16 protein-coding genes are annotated in these 15641 nt (G+C 61.5%); 5 read left to right on the plus strand and 11 right to left on the minus strand.

The features are described from left to right. Window positions 1-18: 18 nt before the first annotated feature. Together KG698_RS13990 and dksA are read right to left on the minus strand one after the other, a co-directional pair. Complete coding sequence (locus tag KG698_RS13990; RefSeq protein WP_213686179.1) at window positions 19-1182, minus strand: FAD-dependent oxidoreductase; 1164 nt, start codon at window positions 1180-1182, stop codon at window positions 19-21. A 78-nt stretch (window positions 1183-1260) separates the two neighbouring features. After that, on the minus strand, window positions 1261-1683 hold the full coding sequence (dksA, locus tag KG698_RS13995) for an RNA polymerase-binding protein DksA (protein ID WP_213686180.1): 423 nt from the start codon (window positions 1681-1683) through the stop codon (window positions 1261-1263). A gap of 297 nt (window positions 1684-1980) precedes the next feature. On the opposite strand from dksA, the gene KG698_RS14000 reads away from it, so the two are divergent. From KG698_RS14000 to KG698_RS14020, 5 genes are all read left to right on the plus strand, one after another. Next, on the plus strand, window positions 1981-2826 hold the full coding sequence (locus tag KG698_RS14000; protein WP_213686181.1) for a MoxR family ATPase: 846 nt from the start codon (window positions 1981-1983) through the stop codon (window positions 2824-2826). 198 nt (window positions 2827-3024) lie between these two features. Further along, window positions 3025-4395, plus strand: a complete 1371-nt coding sequence (locus KG698_RS14005; protein WP_213686194.1) for a DUF2927 domain-containing protein — start codon at window positions 3025-3027, stop codon at window positions 4393-4395. A 26-nt stretch (window positions 4396-4421) separates the two neighbouring features. After that, window positions 4422-4586, plus strand: coding sequence for a hypothetical protein (locus KG698_RS14010; protein ID WP_213686182.1), 165 nt, complete (start codon window positions 4422-4424; stop codon window positions 4584-4586). A gap of 15 nt (window positions 4587-4601) precedes the next feature. Continuing rightward, window positions 4602-5786 carry a VWA domain-containing protein gene (locus KG698_RS14015; RefSeq protein WP_213686183.1) on the plus strand — a complete coding sequence of 395 codons (1185 nt, stop codon included), beginning with the start codon at window positions 4602-4604 and terminating at the stop codon, window positions 5784-5786. A gap of 60 nt (window positions 5787-5846) precedes the next feature. Continuing rightward, window positions 5847-6545: a M48 family metalloprotease gene (locus KG698_RS14020; protein ID WP_213686184.1), complete on the plus strand. Its 699-nt coding sequence runs from the start codon at window positions 5847-5849 to the stop codon at window positions 6543-6545. A gap of 125 nt (window positions 6546-6670) precedes the next feature. Here KG698_RS14020 and KG698_RS14025 read toward each other — a convergent pair whose 3' ends face one another. The 9 genes from KG698_RS14025 to KG698_RS14065 form a co-directional block, all read right to left on the minus strand. After that, a complete protein-coding gene (locus KG698_RS14025) occupies window positions 6671-7213 on the minus strand; it encodes an RSP_2648 family PIN domain-containing protein (protein ID WP_213686185.1) in 543 nt (180 codons plus the stop codon). Continuing rightward, the gene (locus tag KG698_RS14030; protein WP_213686186.1) at window positions 7210-8418 is read right to left on the minus strand and encodes an RSP_2647 family RNA methyltransferase; all 1209 of its coding nucleotides are present in this window, start codon (window positions 8416-8418) and stop codon (window positions 7210-7212) included. Before KG698_RS14030 ends, KG698_RS14025 begins: the two co-directional genes overlap by 4 nt. A gap of 37 nt (window positions 8419-8455) precedes the next feature. Further along, window positions 8456-9088: a DUF6778 family protein gene (locus KG698_RS14035; RefSeq protein ID WP_213686187.1), complete on the minus strand. Its 633-nt coding sequence runs from the start codon at window positions 9086-9088 to the stop codon at window positions 8456-8458. Window positions 9089-9293: 205 nt separating this feature from the next. Next, the gene (locus tag KG698_RS14040; RefSeq protein WP_213686188.1) at window positions 9294-10271 is read right to left on the minus strand and encodes a FliM/FliN family flagellar motor switch protein; all 978 of its coding nucleotides are present in this window, start codon (window positions 10269-10271) and stop codon (window positions 9294-9296) included. A 62-nt stretch (window positions 10272-10333) separates the two neighbouring features. Beyond that, window positions 10334-13018 carry an ATP-binding protein gene (locus tag KG698_RS14045; RefSeq protein WP_213686189.1) on the minus strand — a complete coding sequence of 895 codons (2685 nt, stop codon included), beginning with the start codon at window positions 13016-13018 and terminating at the stop codon, window positions 10334-10336. Beyond that, window positions 13018-13299 (minus strand): hypothetical protein, encoded by a 282-nt coding sequence (locus KG698_RS14050; protein WP_213686190.1) that lies wholly within the window; start codon window positions 13297-13299, stop codon window positions 13018-13020. The genes KG698_RS14045 and KG698_RS14050 overlap by 1 nt, the downstream gene beginning before the upstream one ends. Before the next feature lie 24 nt (window positions 13300-13323). Continuing rightward, window positions 13324-13713 (minus strand): response regulator, encoded by a 390-nt coding sequence (locus KG698_RS14055; protein ID WP_213686191.1) that lies wholly within the window; start codon window positions 13711-13713, stop codon window positions 13324-13326. A gap of 90 nt (window positions 13714-13803) precedes the next feature. Beyond that, the gene (locus KG698_RS14060; RefSeq protein WP_213686192.1) at window positions 13804-14142 is read right to left on the minus strand and encodes a hypothetical protein; all 339 of its coding nucleotides are present in this window, start codon (window positions 14140-14142) and stop codon (window positions 13804-13806) included. Window positions 14143-14681: 539 nt separating this feature from the next. Continuing rightward, window positions 14682-15641: IS110 family transposase (locus tag KG698_RS14065; RefSeq protein ID WP_213686193.1), on the minus strand; the 960-nt coding region annotated here is incomplete at its 5' end.

Genomic DNA, 15641 nt, shown 5'->3' on the forward strand with positions numbered 1-15641 from the left:
TGAAGCAAAGATGGGTGGTCAGCCGGTCACATCATAGCGATGGACCCAATCGAAGCGCCTTGCCACGAGATGGGGCGCATAGCGATTGGCCAGCCTGAGCGCGCTATGGGCTGCAAAGCGCATCGGGCCGGGGCGCAGGTGGTAATTGGCGGCGTTCTCGTTTGCGGCCTGCACGATACGGGCACAACGCGGGCGGCGGAGCGCTTGGTAGCGGGCGAAGGCTGCGTCATGATCGTGATCCTCAGCCAGACAGCGCGCCAGCACATAGGCATCTTCCAGCGCCATATTGGCCCCTTGCGCCAAAAAGGGCAGCGTCGGATGGGCCGCATCGCCCAAGAGGACAAGCTTGTGCTCATGCCAGCGCTGCGCGACGGGGTGGCGGAACAGGCCCCAAAGATGCACTTCCTTGGCTTGCGCCAAAAGCGTCGTGACCTCGGGGCAGAAATCGGTGAAGGCGCGGGCGAGATGGGCGGGATCATCACGATGGTGCCAGCCTTCGGCGGCCCAGCCATCGCGTTCTTCGACGGCAACGATATTGACCAGACGCCTGTCCCGCAGCGGGTAGCGCACCAAATGGCGACCTGGCCCCATGAAAACATGCGCCTCGGGTGGCAGCGGCGCATCAACGGCGATGATCGCGCGCCACGCCACCTGCCCGGTGAAAAAGGGTCGGGACTTGGGGTTAAGCGTCGCGCGCGCGGGTGAATGAAGCCCATCGGCGGCCACGACCAAGCCGTGGTGTTCTTGCCTGCCATCTTCCATCTGCAAAAGCGTGCCATCTGCGCTGGCGGTGATCGCGGCCACGCGCGCGCCGCAACGGATGGTCACGCCCGCATCTTGTGCGGCATGGGCCAAGGTGGTGATAAGATCGGCACGATGGGTCAGATGCCATGGCTGATCGGGGCGGCCGAGTGGCATGGTAAACACCCCTGCCCCATGGCGAAAATCACGCAGATACACCCCTTGCGCGCGCGGGCTTTTGACGGCGATTGCATCGGCCAGCCCAAGGGCCGTCAACACACGCCAGCCATTGGGGCTGATTTGCAGCCCGGCGCCGACCTCGGCGATGGCTGGGGCCTGTTCCAACACTTGCACCACCGCACCGCGTTGGGCCAGCGCGATGGCCGCGGCCAAGCCGCCGATGCCCGCGCCGATAATCGTGACCTCTTGCCCGATCAGCATGTTGCCCCCTGAGACGAGAAGGGGCATCCCCGGCGGGAATGCCCCAGTCTTTTGGTGTGAAACCGCAGCATCGCGCGCTTAGTCGTCGCGATGTACCTTTTCGCGCCGTTCGTGACGCTCTTGCGCCTCAAGGCTCATGGTCGCGATGGGACGGGCATCCAGACGCTTGAGCGAAATCGGCTCGCCGGTCACTTCGCAATAGCCATACTCACCCTCATCGATCCGGCGCAGTGCAGAATCGATCTTGGTGATCAGCTTACGCTGCCGGTCACGGGTGCGCAGTTCGAGCGCGCGGTCTGTTTCCTCGCTCGCGCGGTCGGCGATATCGGGAATGTTGCGCGTGCCATCTTGCAAAGCCTCGACCGTGGTCCGGCTTTCCTCGAGCAGGTCATTCTTCCAGGTGATTAACTTGCGCCTGAAATACTCAAGTTGGCGTTCGTTCATGAATGGTTCGTCCTCGGCGGGACGGTAATCCTCGGGCAGAAAATTCTCGGCCTTCATAACGCTCCCCTCAGCGGAGACAGGGTCGTTTTGTCGGTCTGGCATAACGCGTCCCCGGCACCGTGCGGACCGATTACAAGACCAAAGACCGCTTGTCACCTGTCTATTGAACATTGCGGCGCTCTTGCCGGTGCTTGGGCGCGGCAAGCGTCGATCGGCGAAGAAATTGCCCTTTTATTACGCGGGATTGGCGGGTTTTCACGCTATAGTTGAAAATGCAAAGATCATCATACAGCCAGACCTTTCGCCCAGCGCCCCTTGGGATTACACCTATGCGCAGGCTTTAGGGAGGCAGCGATGCGCGCGGATTTCAAAGGCAGTGACAGCTATGTGGCGACCGAAGATCTGACTGTTGCAGTCAATGCGGCGGTCACCTTGGAGCGCCCGCTCTTGGTCAAGGGCGAGCCGGGAACAGGCAAGACCGAACTGGCAAGACAAGTGGCCGCAGCGCTGGGCCTGCCGATGATTGAATGGCACATCAAATCGACCACCCGCGCCCAGCAGGGGCTTTATGAATACGACGCCGTCTCGCGCTTGCGCGATAGCCAGCTGGGCGATGCGCGCGTCAATGATGTGAAAAACTACATCCGCCAAGGCAAGCTGTGGCAGGCTTTTGCACATACGGGCAAATGCGTGCTTTTGATCGATGAGATCGACAAGGCCGATATCGAGTTTCCCAACGACCTGTTGCAGGAGTTGGACCGGATGGAATTCTTCGTCTATGAAACAGGCGAGACGATCCGGGCTGAAACACGGCCCATCGTCATCATTACCTCGAACAATGAGAAAGAGCTGCCCGATGCGTTTTTGCGCCGGTGTTTCTTTCATTATATCCGCTTTCCGGACATGGAGACGATGAAAGCCATCGTCGCGGTACATTTTCCGCAGATCAAGGGCCAGTTGCTCAGCACGGCGCTGACGCAATTCTACGAGATCCGCGAGCAGCCGGGGTTGAAGAAAAAACCCTCCACCTCAGAAGTGCTGGATTGGCTTAAGCTCTTGTTGGCGGAGGATCTGACACCCGAAGACCTCAGGCGCGATGGCGCATCAGCCCTGCCCAAGCTGCATGGGGCGCTTTTGAAGAATGAACAAGATGTGGCCCTGTTCGAGCGTCTGGCCTTTATGGCGCGAAGGCAGCGTTAGGCATCTCGCCGCGGGCATGGCGCTTGCGCAGAAATGACCTGTTTGTTGCCCCGATTCCTGCCATATTTCAGGGCATCCCCTTGAACGGGCAAATTTGCGCACAAAGGACCGTACCATGATACGCATCGTCACGACCCCTTTTACGATGCGCCCGGCGTGCAGCGGCGTTGACCAAGGATGATCGCGCCTGTGTCAGCTATACGCGCGTATTGGTTTTTTGCCTTTGTGCTTTTGGCGCTTGCGGGATGCATGCCCGCCTCACCTGGCTTGCGCGATGTGGCAAACCGTGCGGTCGCGCCCGAAACACTGCGCGTAATGCCGCCGATGAACCAGTTCGGCGCGCCACGGCCCTTTGCGCCTGCGCGGGCAAACGCAGAGCTCGCCCAGGATTTTCTTGAGTTGAGCTTCATGATGGAATCGGGCCGCCCGATTGCGCAGCTCTCGCGTTTCGAGGGGCCGGTGAGCATCACTGTCACCCCCGGCGCGCCTGCAACGGTTTTGCCCGATCTCGACCGGCTCATCGCGCGGCTGCGCCAAGAGGCGCGGATCGATATTCGCCGCATCCCCTATGGCGAGACGCCTGCCAATATCACCATCGAGACGCTGCCGCGCGCCCGGATGCAGCGCGTCGTGCCGCATGCGGCCTGTTTCGTGGTGCCGCGTGTGTCAAGCTGGTCAGAGTTTCATCGCAATCGCAACAGCCGCATCATGGATTGGACGACCTTGGAAACACGCGAGCATGTCGCGGTTTTCATTCCCAATGACGTCGCACCCCAAGAAATTCGCGATTGCCTGCATGAAGAGGTCGCCCAAGCGCTTGGGCCGTTGAACGATCTTTATCGCTTGGCCGACAGCGTGTTCAACGATGACAATTTCAACGCGGTGCTGACCGGCTTTGATATGCTTATTCTGCGGGCCTATTACGATGCTGAGTTGCGCTCGGGCATGACACGCGCCGAGGTGGCCGCTGCCCTGCCCGCAATTTTGGCGCGGATCAATCCATCCGCACCGCCAGGGGCAGCGAGCGCAGCAAGTGCAACACCGCGCGCATGGATCACAGCCATCGAGACAGCCCTTGGCCCCGGAACCCGCGAGGCCGCGCGCCCCGCCGCCGCCGCACGCGCGGTCGAGATCGCGCGCCAATCAGGTCTGAGCGATGGGCGACTTGCATTCAGCTATTTCGCCTTGGGGCGCCTTTCGCTGGGCGATGACCCGCAACAGTCGATCAATGCGTTTTTGGCCGCGCGAGATATCTATGACACCATCGCGCCGGGGGGCATCCATGCGGCCCATATCGATATGCAACTCGCGGCATTCGCCCTAAGCACAGGCCGCTTTGATGAGGCGCTGCGCTTGACGGGGGCGGCCATGCCTGCGGCCACGCTTGGTGAGAATGCAGCGCTGTTGTCGACATTGCTGATGATCCGGGCCGAAGCGCTGGATGGGCTTGGCCGAACATCGCAAGCGCAGCAGGTACGCCTCGACAGCCTAAGCTGGGGCCGCTATGGCTTTGGCACCAATGCAGAACTAGGCGCGCGTCTGACCGAGATCGCGTCGCTGACACCCTGAAAACAATCGCGGAATGGGCAAGTGACATGCTGAATTATATCGGGGCCGCGCTTGGCATCTTGCTGGGGCTTTGGCTGGCGCGCAGGCGCGGCGGCAATCGGCTGGACCTTTTGCACTACGCCACGGTGCTTGGCATCCTCGGTTTCATCATCGGGGCCTTTGCGATGCTTGTGATCCCGGCACCGGGCTGACATCTTGCGGGCATCATGTTCTTGCCCTTTTTCCAAACCCTGCGCGCGGCGCGTATCCCGGTCAGCTTGCGCGAATACCTCGCCTTCCTTGAAGGGGTCAGCGCGGGGCTTGTGACCTATGATATCGATGGCTTTTACTATCTCGCGCGCACCGCGATGGTGAAAGACGAGCGCCACCTCGACCGCTTTGACCAATGCTTTGCCACAGCCTTTGCCGGGCTTGCCGCGATCACCCCAGAACAGGTGGTCGAGGCGGTTGCGATCCCGCCCGAATGGCTGGAAAAACTGGCCGAAAAGCACCTCTCGCCCGAAGAGCGCGCCGAGATCGCGGCGCTTGGTGGCTTTGACAAGCTGATGGAGACGCTGCGCGAACGACTGGCCGAACAAAAGGGCCGCCATCAGGGTGGCTCGAAATGGATCGGCACGGCAGGCACCTCGCCTTTTGGTGCGCATGGCTATAACCCCGAAGGGGTGCGGATCGGGCAAGATGAAAGCCGCCACCGGCGCGCGGTCAAGGTCTGGGATAAGCGCGAATTCAAGGACTTCGCGGGCGATGTTGAACTTGGCACCCGCAATATCAAGGTAGCGCTGAAGCGCTTGCGCCAATGGGCGCGCGATGGGGCGGCCGAGGAATTGGACCTTGACGGCACGATCCGCGCCACCGCCGAGCAAGGCTGGCTTGATGTAAAGACCCGCCCCGAGCGGCGCAATGCGGTCAAGGTGATCTTGTTTCTCGATGTGGGCGGCTCAATGGATGACCATATCCGCGTGGTCGAAGAGTTGTTTTCCGCCGCCCGCGCCGAGTTCAAACACCTTGAACATTATTACTTCCATAATTGCCTCTACGACACGGTCTGGCGCGACAATCGCAGGCGGTGGACCGAAAAGATCCCGACCCAAGAGGTGATGAACACCTATGGCGCTGATTACAAATGCATCTTTGTTGGCGATGCGGCCATGTCACCCTATGAAATCGCCTTTGCCGGTGGTGCGTCGGAATATTGGAACGAAGAGGCAGGCCAAGTCTGGCTGACGCGCGCACGCGCGCAATGGCCCGATCATCTGTGGATTAACCCCACGCCCGAGCGGCTTTGGCCCCATACCCAGTCGATCGCGATGATCTCAGAGATTTTCGAGGGGAAAATGGTGCCCATGACGCTGGAAGGGATCACCCGCGGCATGCAAAGCTTGCGCCGGTAAGCGCGCCGCGCGTCAAGATCAACTGTTGCCACAGCCACCCCGCCACACCATATCCATCACATGTTGAAATTGACCCCCATCTTGTTGGCCATCGGCTATGCGCTGGTGATGTACCAATTCTCGGCGTGGCGCACCAAGCGCGAGCTTGATCAGCGCTCGACCGAACTGGCCGATCCGCGCCTGCGTGGCCTGATGGCGCGCATGGCCGAGGCGCTGGGGCTCGAGCGTATCCGGGTGAACATCTACGAGATTGAGCCGGTCAACGGGCTGGCCGCCCCCGATGGGCGCATTTTCCTGACGCGGGGCTTTTACAACAAGTATCGCGCGGGTGAGGTCACGGGAGAGGAGCTGGCCAGCGTCATCGCCCATGAGTTAGGCCATGTCGCCTTGGGCCATGCACGGCGGCGGATGATCGATTTCTCGGGGCAAAACGCGATCCGCGTGGCGCTGGCGACGGTTTTGGGGCGCTTGGTGCCGGGTGTGGGTATCTGGATCGCCAATATGTTGGCGGGCATGCTGGCCGCGCGTCTGAGCCGCCAAGATGAGTACGAGGCCGATGCTTACGCCGCCGCCCTTTTGACCAAGGCAGGGATCGGCACAGCGCCGCAGAAAGCGCTGTTTGTCAAACTTGAAGGGCTAACGGGGATGGGCGGGCGCGGCATGCCCGCTTGGCTGATGAGCCATCCCAAGACCGCCGAGCGTATACGCGCCATCGAGGCGCTCGAGGCGCGCTGGGCCAAGGAATTGCCGCAAGATTGAGGGCGGCGTTTTCCTTGGGGAAAACGCACGGGAAACCCCGGGGTTTCCAATGCGGAAAACTTGCGTTTTCCGCCCGCTAGAGCGTGGTGCGTTTGACCATTCCGCTATATTCAGCGCGACAGGCTTTAGCCCAAGGCTTTGGCCAACCGCGGCAGCTTTGCCCGCTTCAGCAGCGCGCGCAGGGCCAGCACCTCGCCCGATAGGCGCTCGGCTGTGGCATGCACCCCGGCGACAACTGCGCTGACCTTGTCGGGATGTTCCAGCCATAGCTGGTAGAGCGCTGCATCGGGATGGATCGCCACCACCCTGTGCGACGCCAATTCGCGCAAAGGAAAATCACGCAAGTTCAATGTCATGATCTGATCCGCCCGTGCCGTGATCGCGGTGGCCAGCACATGGATATCGCCATGATCAGGCAACCAAAGCTGCCCCTCAAGCGCGGGGTCTGCTGGCTGATTTGCATCGGGAAACGTCACGGCCAAGCCCGCGATTGCACCACGGGTCAAGGTTGCATCGACCGCGCCGCCGTGGCGCGCGGCGGTGCGCGCCCATTCCTCCAACAGCCGCTCGGACCAAAGCGGTGTGATCAAGTCCGCGCGCGCTACGCCCAGCACAATCTCGCGCAGGACCGTGGGATAGAGCACGCAAGCGTCGATCACGACCCTCATGGCATCAAGCGAAACGCCACAGCCTTGAGATAGCCCGTCTCGGTCAGCGCGGGATGCTGGGGATGGTCGGGACCGGCAAAGCCCGTGTAGATCAGCCGCGGCTCGCGCCCGGCCCGCCCGATCCCGCGCAGACAGGCGGCGCGGAACTTGGGCAGCTCGGCGGCGTGGCTGCATGAACACAGCATCAATACCCCGCCCTCGGCCACCAAGGGCGCGGCAAGCTTGGCGATCCGCTCATAGGCGCGCAATCCAGCCTCGAGCGCCTGTTTTGATGGCGCAAAAGCGGGCGGGTCGCAGATGATCAGATCGAAACGCGCGCCTTCTTCGGCCAAGGCCTCGAGCGTGGCGAAAGCATCGCCTTGGCGCGTGGCAAAGCGATCTGCCATCCCGCCGGCTGCGGCACCGGCCTCGGCCAAACTGAGCGCCGGGGCCGAGGCATCAATGGCAAGCGCATGGGTGGCACCCGCAGCCAAGCTTGCCAGACCAAAACCCCCGACATGGGAAAACACGTCAAGCACCCGCGCATCACGCGAAAGCCGCGCGGCAAAGGCGTGATTGTCGCGTTGATCAAAGAAAAGCCCGGTTTTCTGGCCCGCCATGACATCGGCCAGATAAATGGCCCCGTTCATCGGCACAGGGATGGGTGCGGCGGGCGCATGGCCCAGCAAGACCTCGGTCACCTCGGGCAGACCTTCGGCCAGACGCGCGCGCGATGTGCCGTTCTTGACCAGATTGGTGCAGCCCGTGGCCTCGCGCAGGGCCGCGACAATGGCCGCTTCGCGCTCTTCAAGCCAGATCGCATTAGGTTGCATCACCAGCGTATCGCCGAAACGGTCCACGATCAGTCCGGGCAGGCCATCGCCCTCGGCATGGATCAGGCGGTAGAAGGGCGCATCGTAAAGCTTGGCCCGCAAGGCCGCCGCCGCTTGGATGCGCGCAGCCAGCCATGCTTTGTCGATCACCGCCGCCGGGTCGCGGTCCAAAAGGCGCAGGCCGATCTTACCCTCGACCGTGGCGACACCAAGGCCAAGCGGCTGACGCTCGGCATCCTCGAGCACGGCCAGCGCGCCCGCAGGGATGGCGCGCGCGCGCCTGTCGAGGACAAGATCATCCCCCCATGCCCAAGGATGGCCATGTCGGATGCTTCTGGCGTCGGCCTTAGGCTTGAGACGCAAGACGGGAAAAGGCGAAAGGGGCGCTGTCATGCGCCCCCTCTATCTTGATGTAGCGACGAGCGGAAGATCAGTTCGTGATCTGCGCGCTGACCAAATCATCGGGACGCGCCTGCGCAAATTCCATCAGCGCCCATTGCTGGAGGCGTTGGGTAATGCGCACCGCTTGGGTGATGCCGCGCGCTTGCTCGGCGAGGGCTTTTTGCCCCCCCATCGCGGCAAAGGTCAGATCGACAGGACGCGGGCCGGACAAAATCTCGCCCGTTTCGGCATGGGTGACGGTCAAGATGAACTCGATCTCATGCTCGCCGCCGATGGTGTAGCGTGCGCGTTCGGTCAAGGCATGAAAGCGCGTCACATCCAGCGACACGATGACCGGCGTTGCCCCAGCTTCGCGTGGGCGCATCACGGGCGACAAGGCGCGGGTCATCAAGGCTTCGACCTGTGCATAACGATCACCCAAGGGATCTTCGCGCCAAACGATGTCAGCCAATGGCTTGATCGAGTTCGCCTCAGAGACCGTCAGGCTTTGCGGCACATTGATCGTGACCGATTGGATCGACCAATCCTGCATCGGCACCTCGATCACCGGGCGCATGGTGTCGAGCGGTGCGTTGCGCGACACAGCATAGGGCGTGGCGCAAGCAGACAACGCCATTGTGGCCGCCAAGATCAGGGCGGGGGTTGTGAACAAACGGATCATTGCCTGCCTCCTTGCCGCGAACAGCGGTCATGCTGGGCTATGGGTCAAACATGGTGCCCGTGGATCGGGTCATGGGGTGACACTGCCCCTTGTCCGTGGCGAAAGCGCGACAGCGCAAGGACAGATCAAAGGAAATGCAAAGGTCATTTGCGGTCAGAATTATGGCAAATTTTCGACATATGGGCCGGGGGCGGTAGTGTTCCACTCAGCCAGCGGCGCGTAAGGTCGATTGTTGCACAGCATTGCGCAGATCGAGCACTGCATCTTGCGGCTGGGATGTCGGTGAGGCGTCAGGCAAGGGCGGCATGCGCAAGGCGCGCCGCCCGCCGATCTGACCCAAACGCCCGTGCAAAAGCACCCGACCCTGCCCATCCTCAAGCGCGACCGCATGCAGATCGGCGCGTGAAAACGGGATCAGATCACCGACGGCAAGGCGCTCAACCTGCGCCAATGGGTGGTGCAGCCGCATCAACACCACATCAAGCGACAGGTGAAGTTCATCGAGCAGGCGCGCGCGGGCCGCAATCCAAGCAGGATCAGGCGGCACAGAATTGCCCGCCTTGTCACCCGCGACCGCAGGGGGCACGCGCGGCAGGGCCATCACGAGATGCGCGCGTCGCGGGGCCGCGTCAAACCCAATCTCGGCTTGCAAAAGGGTATGGTCGCCATCAGGCAAAAGAAGGTTGATCTGGCCGCGCGCGGTGATCCGACTGCCATAAGTCATGCGCGCGGGCCAATCGCGACCGGTGATCGATTGCCCCTCAAGGGCAAAGGCCGCAAGCGCGAGATCGATGAAATCGCGCGTCAGCGCCTCATCGATGCGGGTGACGGGGCGGGGGGGAAGCTCTGCCGCCTCGACCCGGCCGGTGGTTTGCACCTCGATCAAGGCATCGACCAGACCGGGCGAAAGGCCGATCAAGCCGCGCCTGCCCTGCTCATCCTCAAGTGCCGCGACCAGACCCTGCGCGGGCAAGGCCGCGATCACCGCTTGCAGCGGTTGCGCGCAGTCAACCCCCACTTGGCCCAGCGCCAAACCCAGCCCGTCAAAGCCCATCGCCGCCCGGCGCAGCGCGCGGCCAAAGGCATGGGTGCTTGCATCATCGCGCTCGGGGGCCAAAGCGGCGGCGGGGCGATGCGCCGCGATCTTGCGGCGCAGGGCGCTATGCGGCAGCGAGGTGGTCATCAAAACCGGTCATCCTTGGATCATTACCGCCGCAGGCTAGCCGATGATCGGTTAACAGACCGTCAAGCCGCGCGCGGCACCCGCAGCGGGAGCCGCACCCGGAACCGCGTACCGTGATCCGCGGCGACATAGCTCAGCCCCCCGCCCAAACGCAGCATGATCTCGCGGCTGATCGCAAGGCCCAAGCCCGCCCCCGGCGCGCCGCGCGCGGTATCGGCGCGTGCGAATTTCTCGAAGATCAGCGCTTGTTGTCGGGCGGGAATGCCGCTGCCGTTATCAATAAAATCCACCTGTATGCGGCCCGGCATCTGGCGCACTGAAATCACCATCTCGGGCTGGGCGGCATCGCAGTATTTTTGCGCATTCGAGATCAGGTTGATGAAAACCTGCGTCAGGCGATCGGCATCGGTCCAAAGCGTCACCGCCTCGGTCTGGCGGTCGCGGATGATCTTGAGTTGCCCATCGCCGGCTTGCGCGCCTGCGGCACGCAGGGCACGATCCAACACATCGCAAAGCACCGCCTCACCCTCGTGCAGCGTCACGCGCCCATGCTCAAGCACGGAAAGATCCAGCAAATCGTCCAACAACCGGGTCAGGCGCAATGTCTCATCATGGATGATCCGCGAAAAGCGCGCGCGCATCTCATCATCGATCCCTTCATCTTGCATCAACAACTCGGAAAAGGCGCGGATCGAGGTCATCGGCGTGCGCAACTCATGGCTGATCTGACTGAGAAAGGCATCTTTCTGGCGTGACAGCGCGGTGAGCTTGGCGTTGGCCTCTTGCAGGCGGGCGGCGGTTTGGGCCAGTTCCTCGGACTTGGTTTCAAGCTGGATGGAATATTCCATGATCTGGGCGGTTTCATCGGCCACGGCCAAAAGGTCACGCACCGACACGCTGGCCCCGCCGACGATCTGGGCCACCATGGCATGTGCGGTCGCGGCCCCTACGGAGCCTGCCAATTCACGTTCCAACCGCTCGAGGAAATCGGGGGTGGGTTCGGGCAAACCGCCGGTGCGCCCCTGCGCCTCGGCAGCAGTGTCAAAAAGCCGTCCTGCCCTGCCCGCGCCCAAGATCCGCTGCGCCATCACCAACAGATCATCGGCCGCCCCTGTCGCGCCCTGCCAGCCGTAAAGCGGTTGGGAATGATCATAGACATTGACGAATTGTGCGCCCTGCAACCGCTCAAGCGGGCTGGGAAAGGACATGAGCGAGCCCAAGATGAACAGCAGCGTATTGACCCCCAGCGATAGCACCATCGCGGTCAAAAGCGGATCGGTTGCCTGAAGGCCCAAGGGCGTGGCGGGGCTGAGCCATGTCAGGCCAAAGGGGCCGTCGCTGAGGATTGCGGGCATGATGCCGCCGGTCTCAGCGATATTGGGGATGAGCAAAAGCCAAACCCAGATCAAAAAGCCCGACCCGATCCCAAGGGCTGCGCCGACGCGGGTAGCCCCGCGCCACAAGATCCCGCCCAAAAGCGCAGGCAAGATCTGCGCCACGCCCAGAAAGGCGATGAGCCCGATATCGGCCAAGGCATCGGCCCCGCCGGACAAGCGGTAATAGCCATAGCCCAAGAACAAGACACCCGCGATCGACAAGCGCCGCGCGGTCAGCGCGACCCGCCGCATATCGCCCGACATCGGGTCATCATGGCGCGTCAGCCGCAGCCAGAAGGGCACGATGATATGGTTCGACAGCATGGTCGAGAGTGCCAGTGCCGCCACGATCACCATCGATGTCGCCGCCGAGAACCCGCCCAAAAACACCAACAGCGCCAAGCCGTCATACCCAAGCAACAGCGGCACTGTCAGCATGAACAGATCAGGGTTGGCCTCAGGCCCGAACATCTCAAGCCCCACCACCGCGATGGGCACGACAAAAAGGCTGATCAACAACAGATATAGCGGAAAGGCCCAACCGGCGGTCGCCAGATGCCGCTCATCGGTGTTTTCGACGACAAGCACCTGAAACATCCGCGGCAAGCACAAGATCGCAGCCCCCGCCAACACCGTCAGCCCCAGCCAGCGCGCGCCGTTCCATGCGGCGTTGTTGACTGGGCTTGCCTCGATCCGGGCGAGCATATTGGCAGGCCCATCTGCCACGCCCCAAACGACGAACACACCCAAGACAAGAATGGCGGCAAGTTTAACAATGGCCTCGAGCGCGATGGCCGAGACAAGGCCGGGATGGCGTTCATTGACGTCAAGTGAGCGGGTGCCAAAGACGATGGTAAAGAGCGCAAGCCCCGCCGCCACCCAAATCGCGGTTTGATCGGCATTGGGCGCACCAAAGGCGCCACCATCGGCAAAGACCGAAAACGATAGCGTCACCGATTGCAATTGCAGCGCAATATAGGGTGTGGCGCCAATCACCGACAGCAGCGTTACCAGCGCCGCGACACCGCCCGATTTGCCATAGCGGCTTGAGATCATATCGGCGATCGAGGTGATGCGCTGCGCCCGCCCGATGCGCACCATTTTGCGCAAAAGCCAAAACCAGCCGATAAAGACCAGCGTTGGGCCAAGATAGATGGTCAAGAACTCAAGCCCGTTGCGCACGGCCGAGCCGACAGCACCGTAAAATGTCCAAGCCGTGGTATAGATCGACAGGCTGAGCGTGTAGGTGATGGGCGAGTTGAGCCACCGCGCCTTGCCATCAGCCGCGCGCTTTTCGGCGATGAAAGCCACGCCGAACAGGATCAGAACGTAAAGAACACAGACCGCGACAAGCCCATCGAAGCTGAGCATTATTGCCCTTCCTCCGATGGTGGGGCATCGGTTTGCGCTTTGCGGTCACCCCGTGTCAGCGACCATGACACAAAGCCCGTCAGCACGATCAGCCCGATCCAGACAACGAAGTAATAGACCAGCCAATTCGACAGGCTCGTGCCACCCAGCAAGGCCGTATCGCCACGGATAAAGACCGGCGCAAAGACCAGCAACAATCCAAGTACCGGCAAAAGCCGTGCCGCATCTTGCAGACGGTTTTGACGGTAGCTCCGCCGTTCCAAAAACAAGCGCCGTGCCATTGCCCTTCCCCCCGCTGACCGCGCTTAGGTGCGGTCGCCCGTCACATGCGCCTGAGCCAAGCGCGCGACGGTTGCAAGCAGATCAGCATTGGAAAAGGGCTTGGTCAAATAGGCGTTGGCCCCGATCTCAAAGGCGGCCTCTTGATCGCGGGCTTGGCCCTTGGCGGTCAGCATCAACACCGGAAGAAGGGCCAAATCCGCATCCTCGCGCAGCGCGCGCAAAATCTCGAACCCCGAAAGCCCCGGCAACATGATATCGAGAATGATGATGTCGGGCTTGGTGCGCGTCACCGCCTCGATGGCCGTTGCACCATTGCCATGGCCTTGCACCTCCCAACCTGCGCGGCTGAGAATGAAACCGATGGCTTCGCGAATATTCCCCTCATCCTCGATCAACAAGATACGCCCGCCCATGGCCTTCCTCCCTTTGCCTTGGGTGAGATGACTTTGCCGCCTTGGCGCGATTTAAGCAATGCCCCGCGCACGCGGGGTGTGTTTGCCACCTCAGACGGCGGCAGACAGGCCGCTGATCCAATCGCGCCCCGGCACAACATCAAGCAGGCTTTGCGTATCGGCCTGCTGCGACTTGGCCAAAACGTCGGATGCGCCAGCGTGCTCAACCGCATCACCACGCCGCATCACGGCAGCGCGGTCGGCAATCTCGGCCACCACGCCGAAATAAACGGTGATGAACCGAACCGATATGCCGCGCTTACGATTTGTCTTTCTGATAAGTGCACTACCCCCATAAGCGTCCGAAAAAACGGACAAATCCGGCCGCAGCCGGATCGGAAAATGGCTTTGGAATGGGAGTATGGCGGAGGGAATGGGTCTGGCAACCAACGCTCTCTGAGGCTTAAGTCATTGTAATCATTTACTATAGATTGAGTTTGCAGGCCATCTGGTCGCAACGGGTCCGGTATCGAACTTCAATTGAAGCACCGCGATTTCTCCTGGCTGGTTCAAGCCGGAGAACGGTTGCATATGGGCCAGTTCTCAGTGACCATTTTGGTCTAAACCGGGTCAGTTCTCAGTGACAATCAACACTTTCATGCATCCCAGCTACCACGCTGGATTCACAAGATGAATCCCTCACGCGATTTGTGCATGTATGGATGCCCCCGTTGGTGCAAGTGGTTTTTGAACGGCTTGAGCGTGTGATCGGGTGCGGTCATGTATCAGGCCTCTTGTTGCGGCGATTGATACAGCCGCGGGCCGGTATGGCGATGCGCGGATCAGAAGCAGATCAACAGACCGAGCTCGTTGGCTCCAGCACAAATACTGCTTTCTCTGACCCGGATCTTGTCGATCCTTTGCCCTTACTGTTCAGTGACCTCCTCACACTCCCGACGCGCCGGTGCGGAATGGAAAGCGCAGTGTGCCTATGCCATCGTCGCCACGGGGTTCCGGTAATCTTCTTGTTTCGTCATCATGGCCCAGAGGCCACGGGCCATTTTATTGGCAAGTGCAATCGCGACGACCATGCGCGGCTTTCGAGCCCGTATGCGCGTCAGCCAGCCATTGTTCGGGGTACCAAATCGCTCCACTGCCTGCAGAACAGCCATGGCGCCTGAGACCAAGAGCGTGCGGATGTCACGTTGTCCCATCTTCGACGTCTTGCCCAACCGGGCTTTGCCGCCTGTTGAATGCTGTTTTGGCACGAGCCCGAGCCAGGCTGCAAAGTCGCGACCGCGCCGGAAGGATGACAGCTCCGGTGCGAATGTCTCGATCGCAAGCGCCGTAATCGGCCCTACGCCCGGCATGGTTTGGAGCCGCCTCGCCACATCGGCCTCTTTGGCCGCGCACCTCATCTTCTGGTCAAGTTCTGCAACCCGAGCATTCAGCGTTGCAATATGCGCCAGATACATCCGACCTAGGTCCCGGACGCCCTCGGGCAAAGCTGTGTCACTATCTTCGATCGCATCCGCCAGACGTTTGAGTTGTGCTGTGCCTGTTGCAGCAACCAACCCATGCTCCGCCAAGTGCCCGCGTAAGGCATTGATCATTTGAGTGCGCTGACCCACGAACATCCGCCGCGTACGAAACAGCATGGCGCGCGCCTGCTGGTCTTCCGTCTTCACCGCAACAAACCGCATGGTCGGGCGCAACGCGGCTTCGACAATGGCCTCAGCATCCGCCGCATCATTCTTCTGACGCTTGACGAAAGGCTTCACATAGACCGGCGGGATCAAGCGCACATCGTGTCCCAGCTTCTCGAACTCGCGCCCCCAGCCATGGGCTGTAGCGCACGCCTCCATGGCAACAACGCACCTGGATTGCTGGGCAATGAATGCCAGAATCTGGCCCCGGGAAAGCTTCTTGCGAAACACAACAGACCCGTC

Origin of the sequence: Roseicyclus sp., from assembly GCF_018402035.1 — a bacterium.
Lineage (GTDB): Bacteria > Pseudomonadota > Alphaproteobacteria > Rhodobacterales > Rhodobacteraceae > Roseicyclus.

Excerpts from the sequence above, each read along its gene's own strand:
- KG698_RS13990 (WP_213686179.1), bottom strand. The coding sequence starts at position 1,182 with ATGCTGATCGGGCAAGAGGTCACGATTATCGGCGCGGGCATCGGCGGC.
- dksA (WP_213686180.1), bottom strand. The coding sequence starts at position 1,683 with ATGAAGGCCGAGAATTTTCTGCCCGAGGATTACCGTCCCGCCGAGGAC.
- KG698_RS14000 (WP_213686181.1), top strand. The coding sequence starts at position 1,981 with ATGCGCGCGGATTTCAAAGGCAGTGACAGCTATGTGGCGACCGAAGAT.
- KG698_RS14010 (WP_213686182.1), top strand. The coding sequence starts at position 4,422 with ATGCTGAATTATATCGGGGCCGCGCTTGGCATCTTGCTGGGGCTTTGG.
- KG698_RS14015 (WP_213686183.1), top strand. The coding sequence starts at position 4,602 with ATGTTCTTGCCCTTTTTCCAAACCCTGCGCGCGGCGCGTATCCCGGTC.
- KG698_RS14020 (WP_213686184.1), top strand. The coding sequence starts at position 5,847 with ATGTTGAAATTGACCCCCATCTTGTTGGCCATCGGCTATGCGCTGGTG.
- KG698_RS14025 (WP_213686185.1), bottom strand. The coding sequence starts at position 7,213 with ATGAGGGTCGTGATCGACGCTTGCGTGCTCTATCCCACGGTCCTGCGC.
- KG698_RS14030 (WP_213686186.1), bottom strand. The coding sequence starts at position 8,418 with ATGACAGCGCCCCTTTCGCCTTTTCCCGTCTTGCGTCTCAAGCCTAAG.
- KG698_RS14035 (WP_213686187.1), bottom strand. The coding sequence starts at position 9,088 with ATGATCCGTTTGTTCACAACCCCCGCCCTGATCTTGGCGGCCACAATG.
- KG698_RS14040 (WP_213686188.1), bottom strand. The coding sequence starts at position 10,271 with ATGACCACCTCGCTGCCGCATAGCGCCCTGCGCCGCAAGATCGCGGCG.
- KG698_RS14045 (WP_213686189.1), bottom strand. The coding sequence starts at position 13,018 with ATGCTCAGCTTCGATGGGCTTGTCGCGGTCTGTGTTCTTTACGTTCTG.
- KG698_RS14050 (WP_213686190.1), bottom strand. The coding sequence starts at position 13,299 with ATGGCACGGCGCTTGTTTTTGGAACGGCGGAGCTACCGTCAAAACCGT.
- KG698_RS14055 (WP_213686191.1), bottom strand. The coding sequence starts at position 13,713 with ATGGGCGGGCGTATCTTGTTGATCGAGGATGAGGGGAATATTCGCGAA.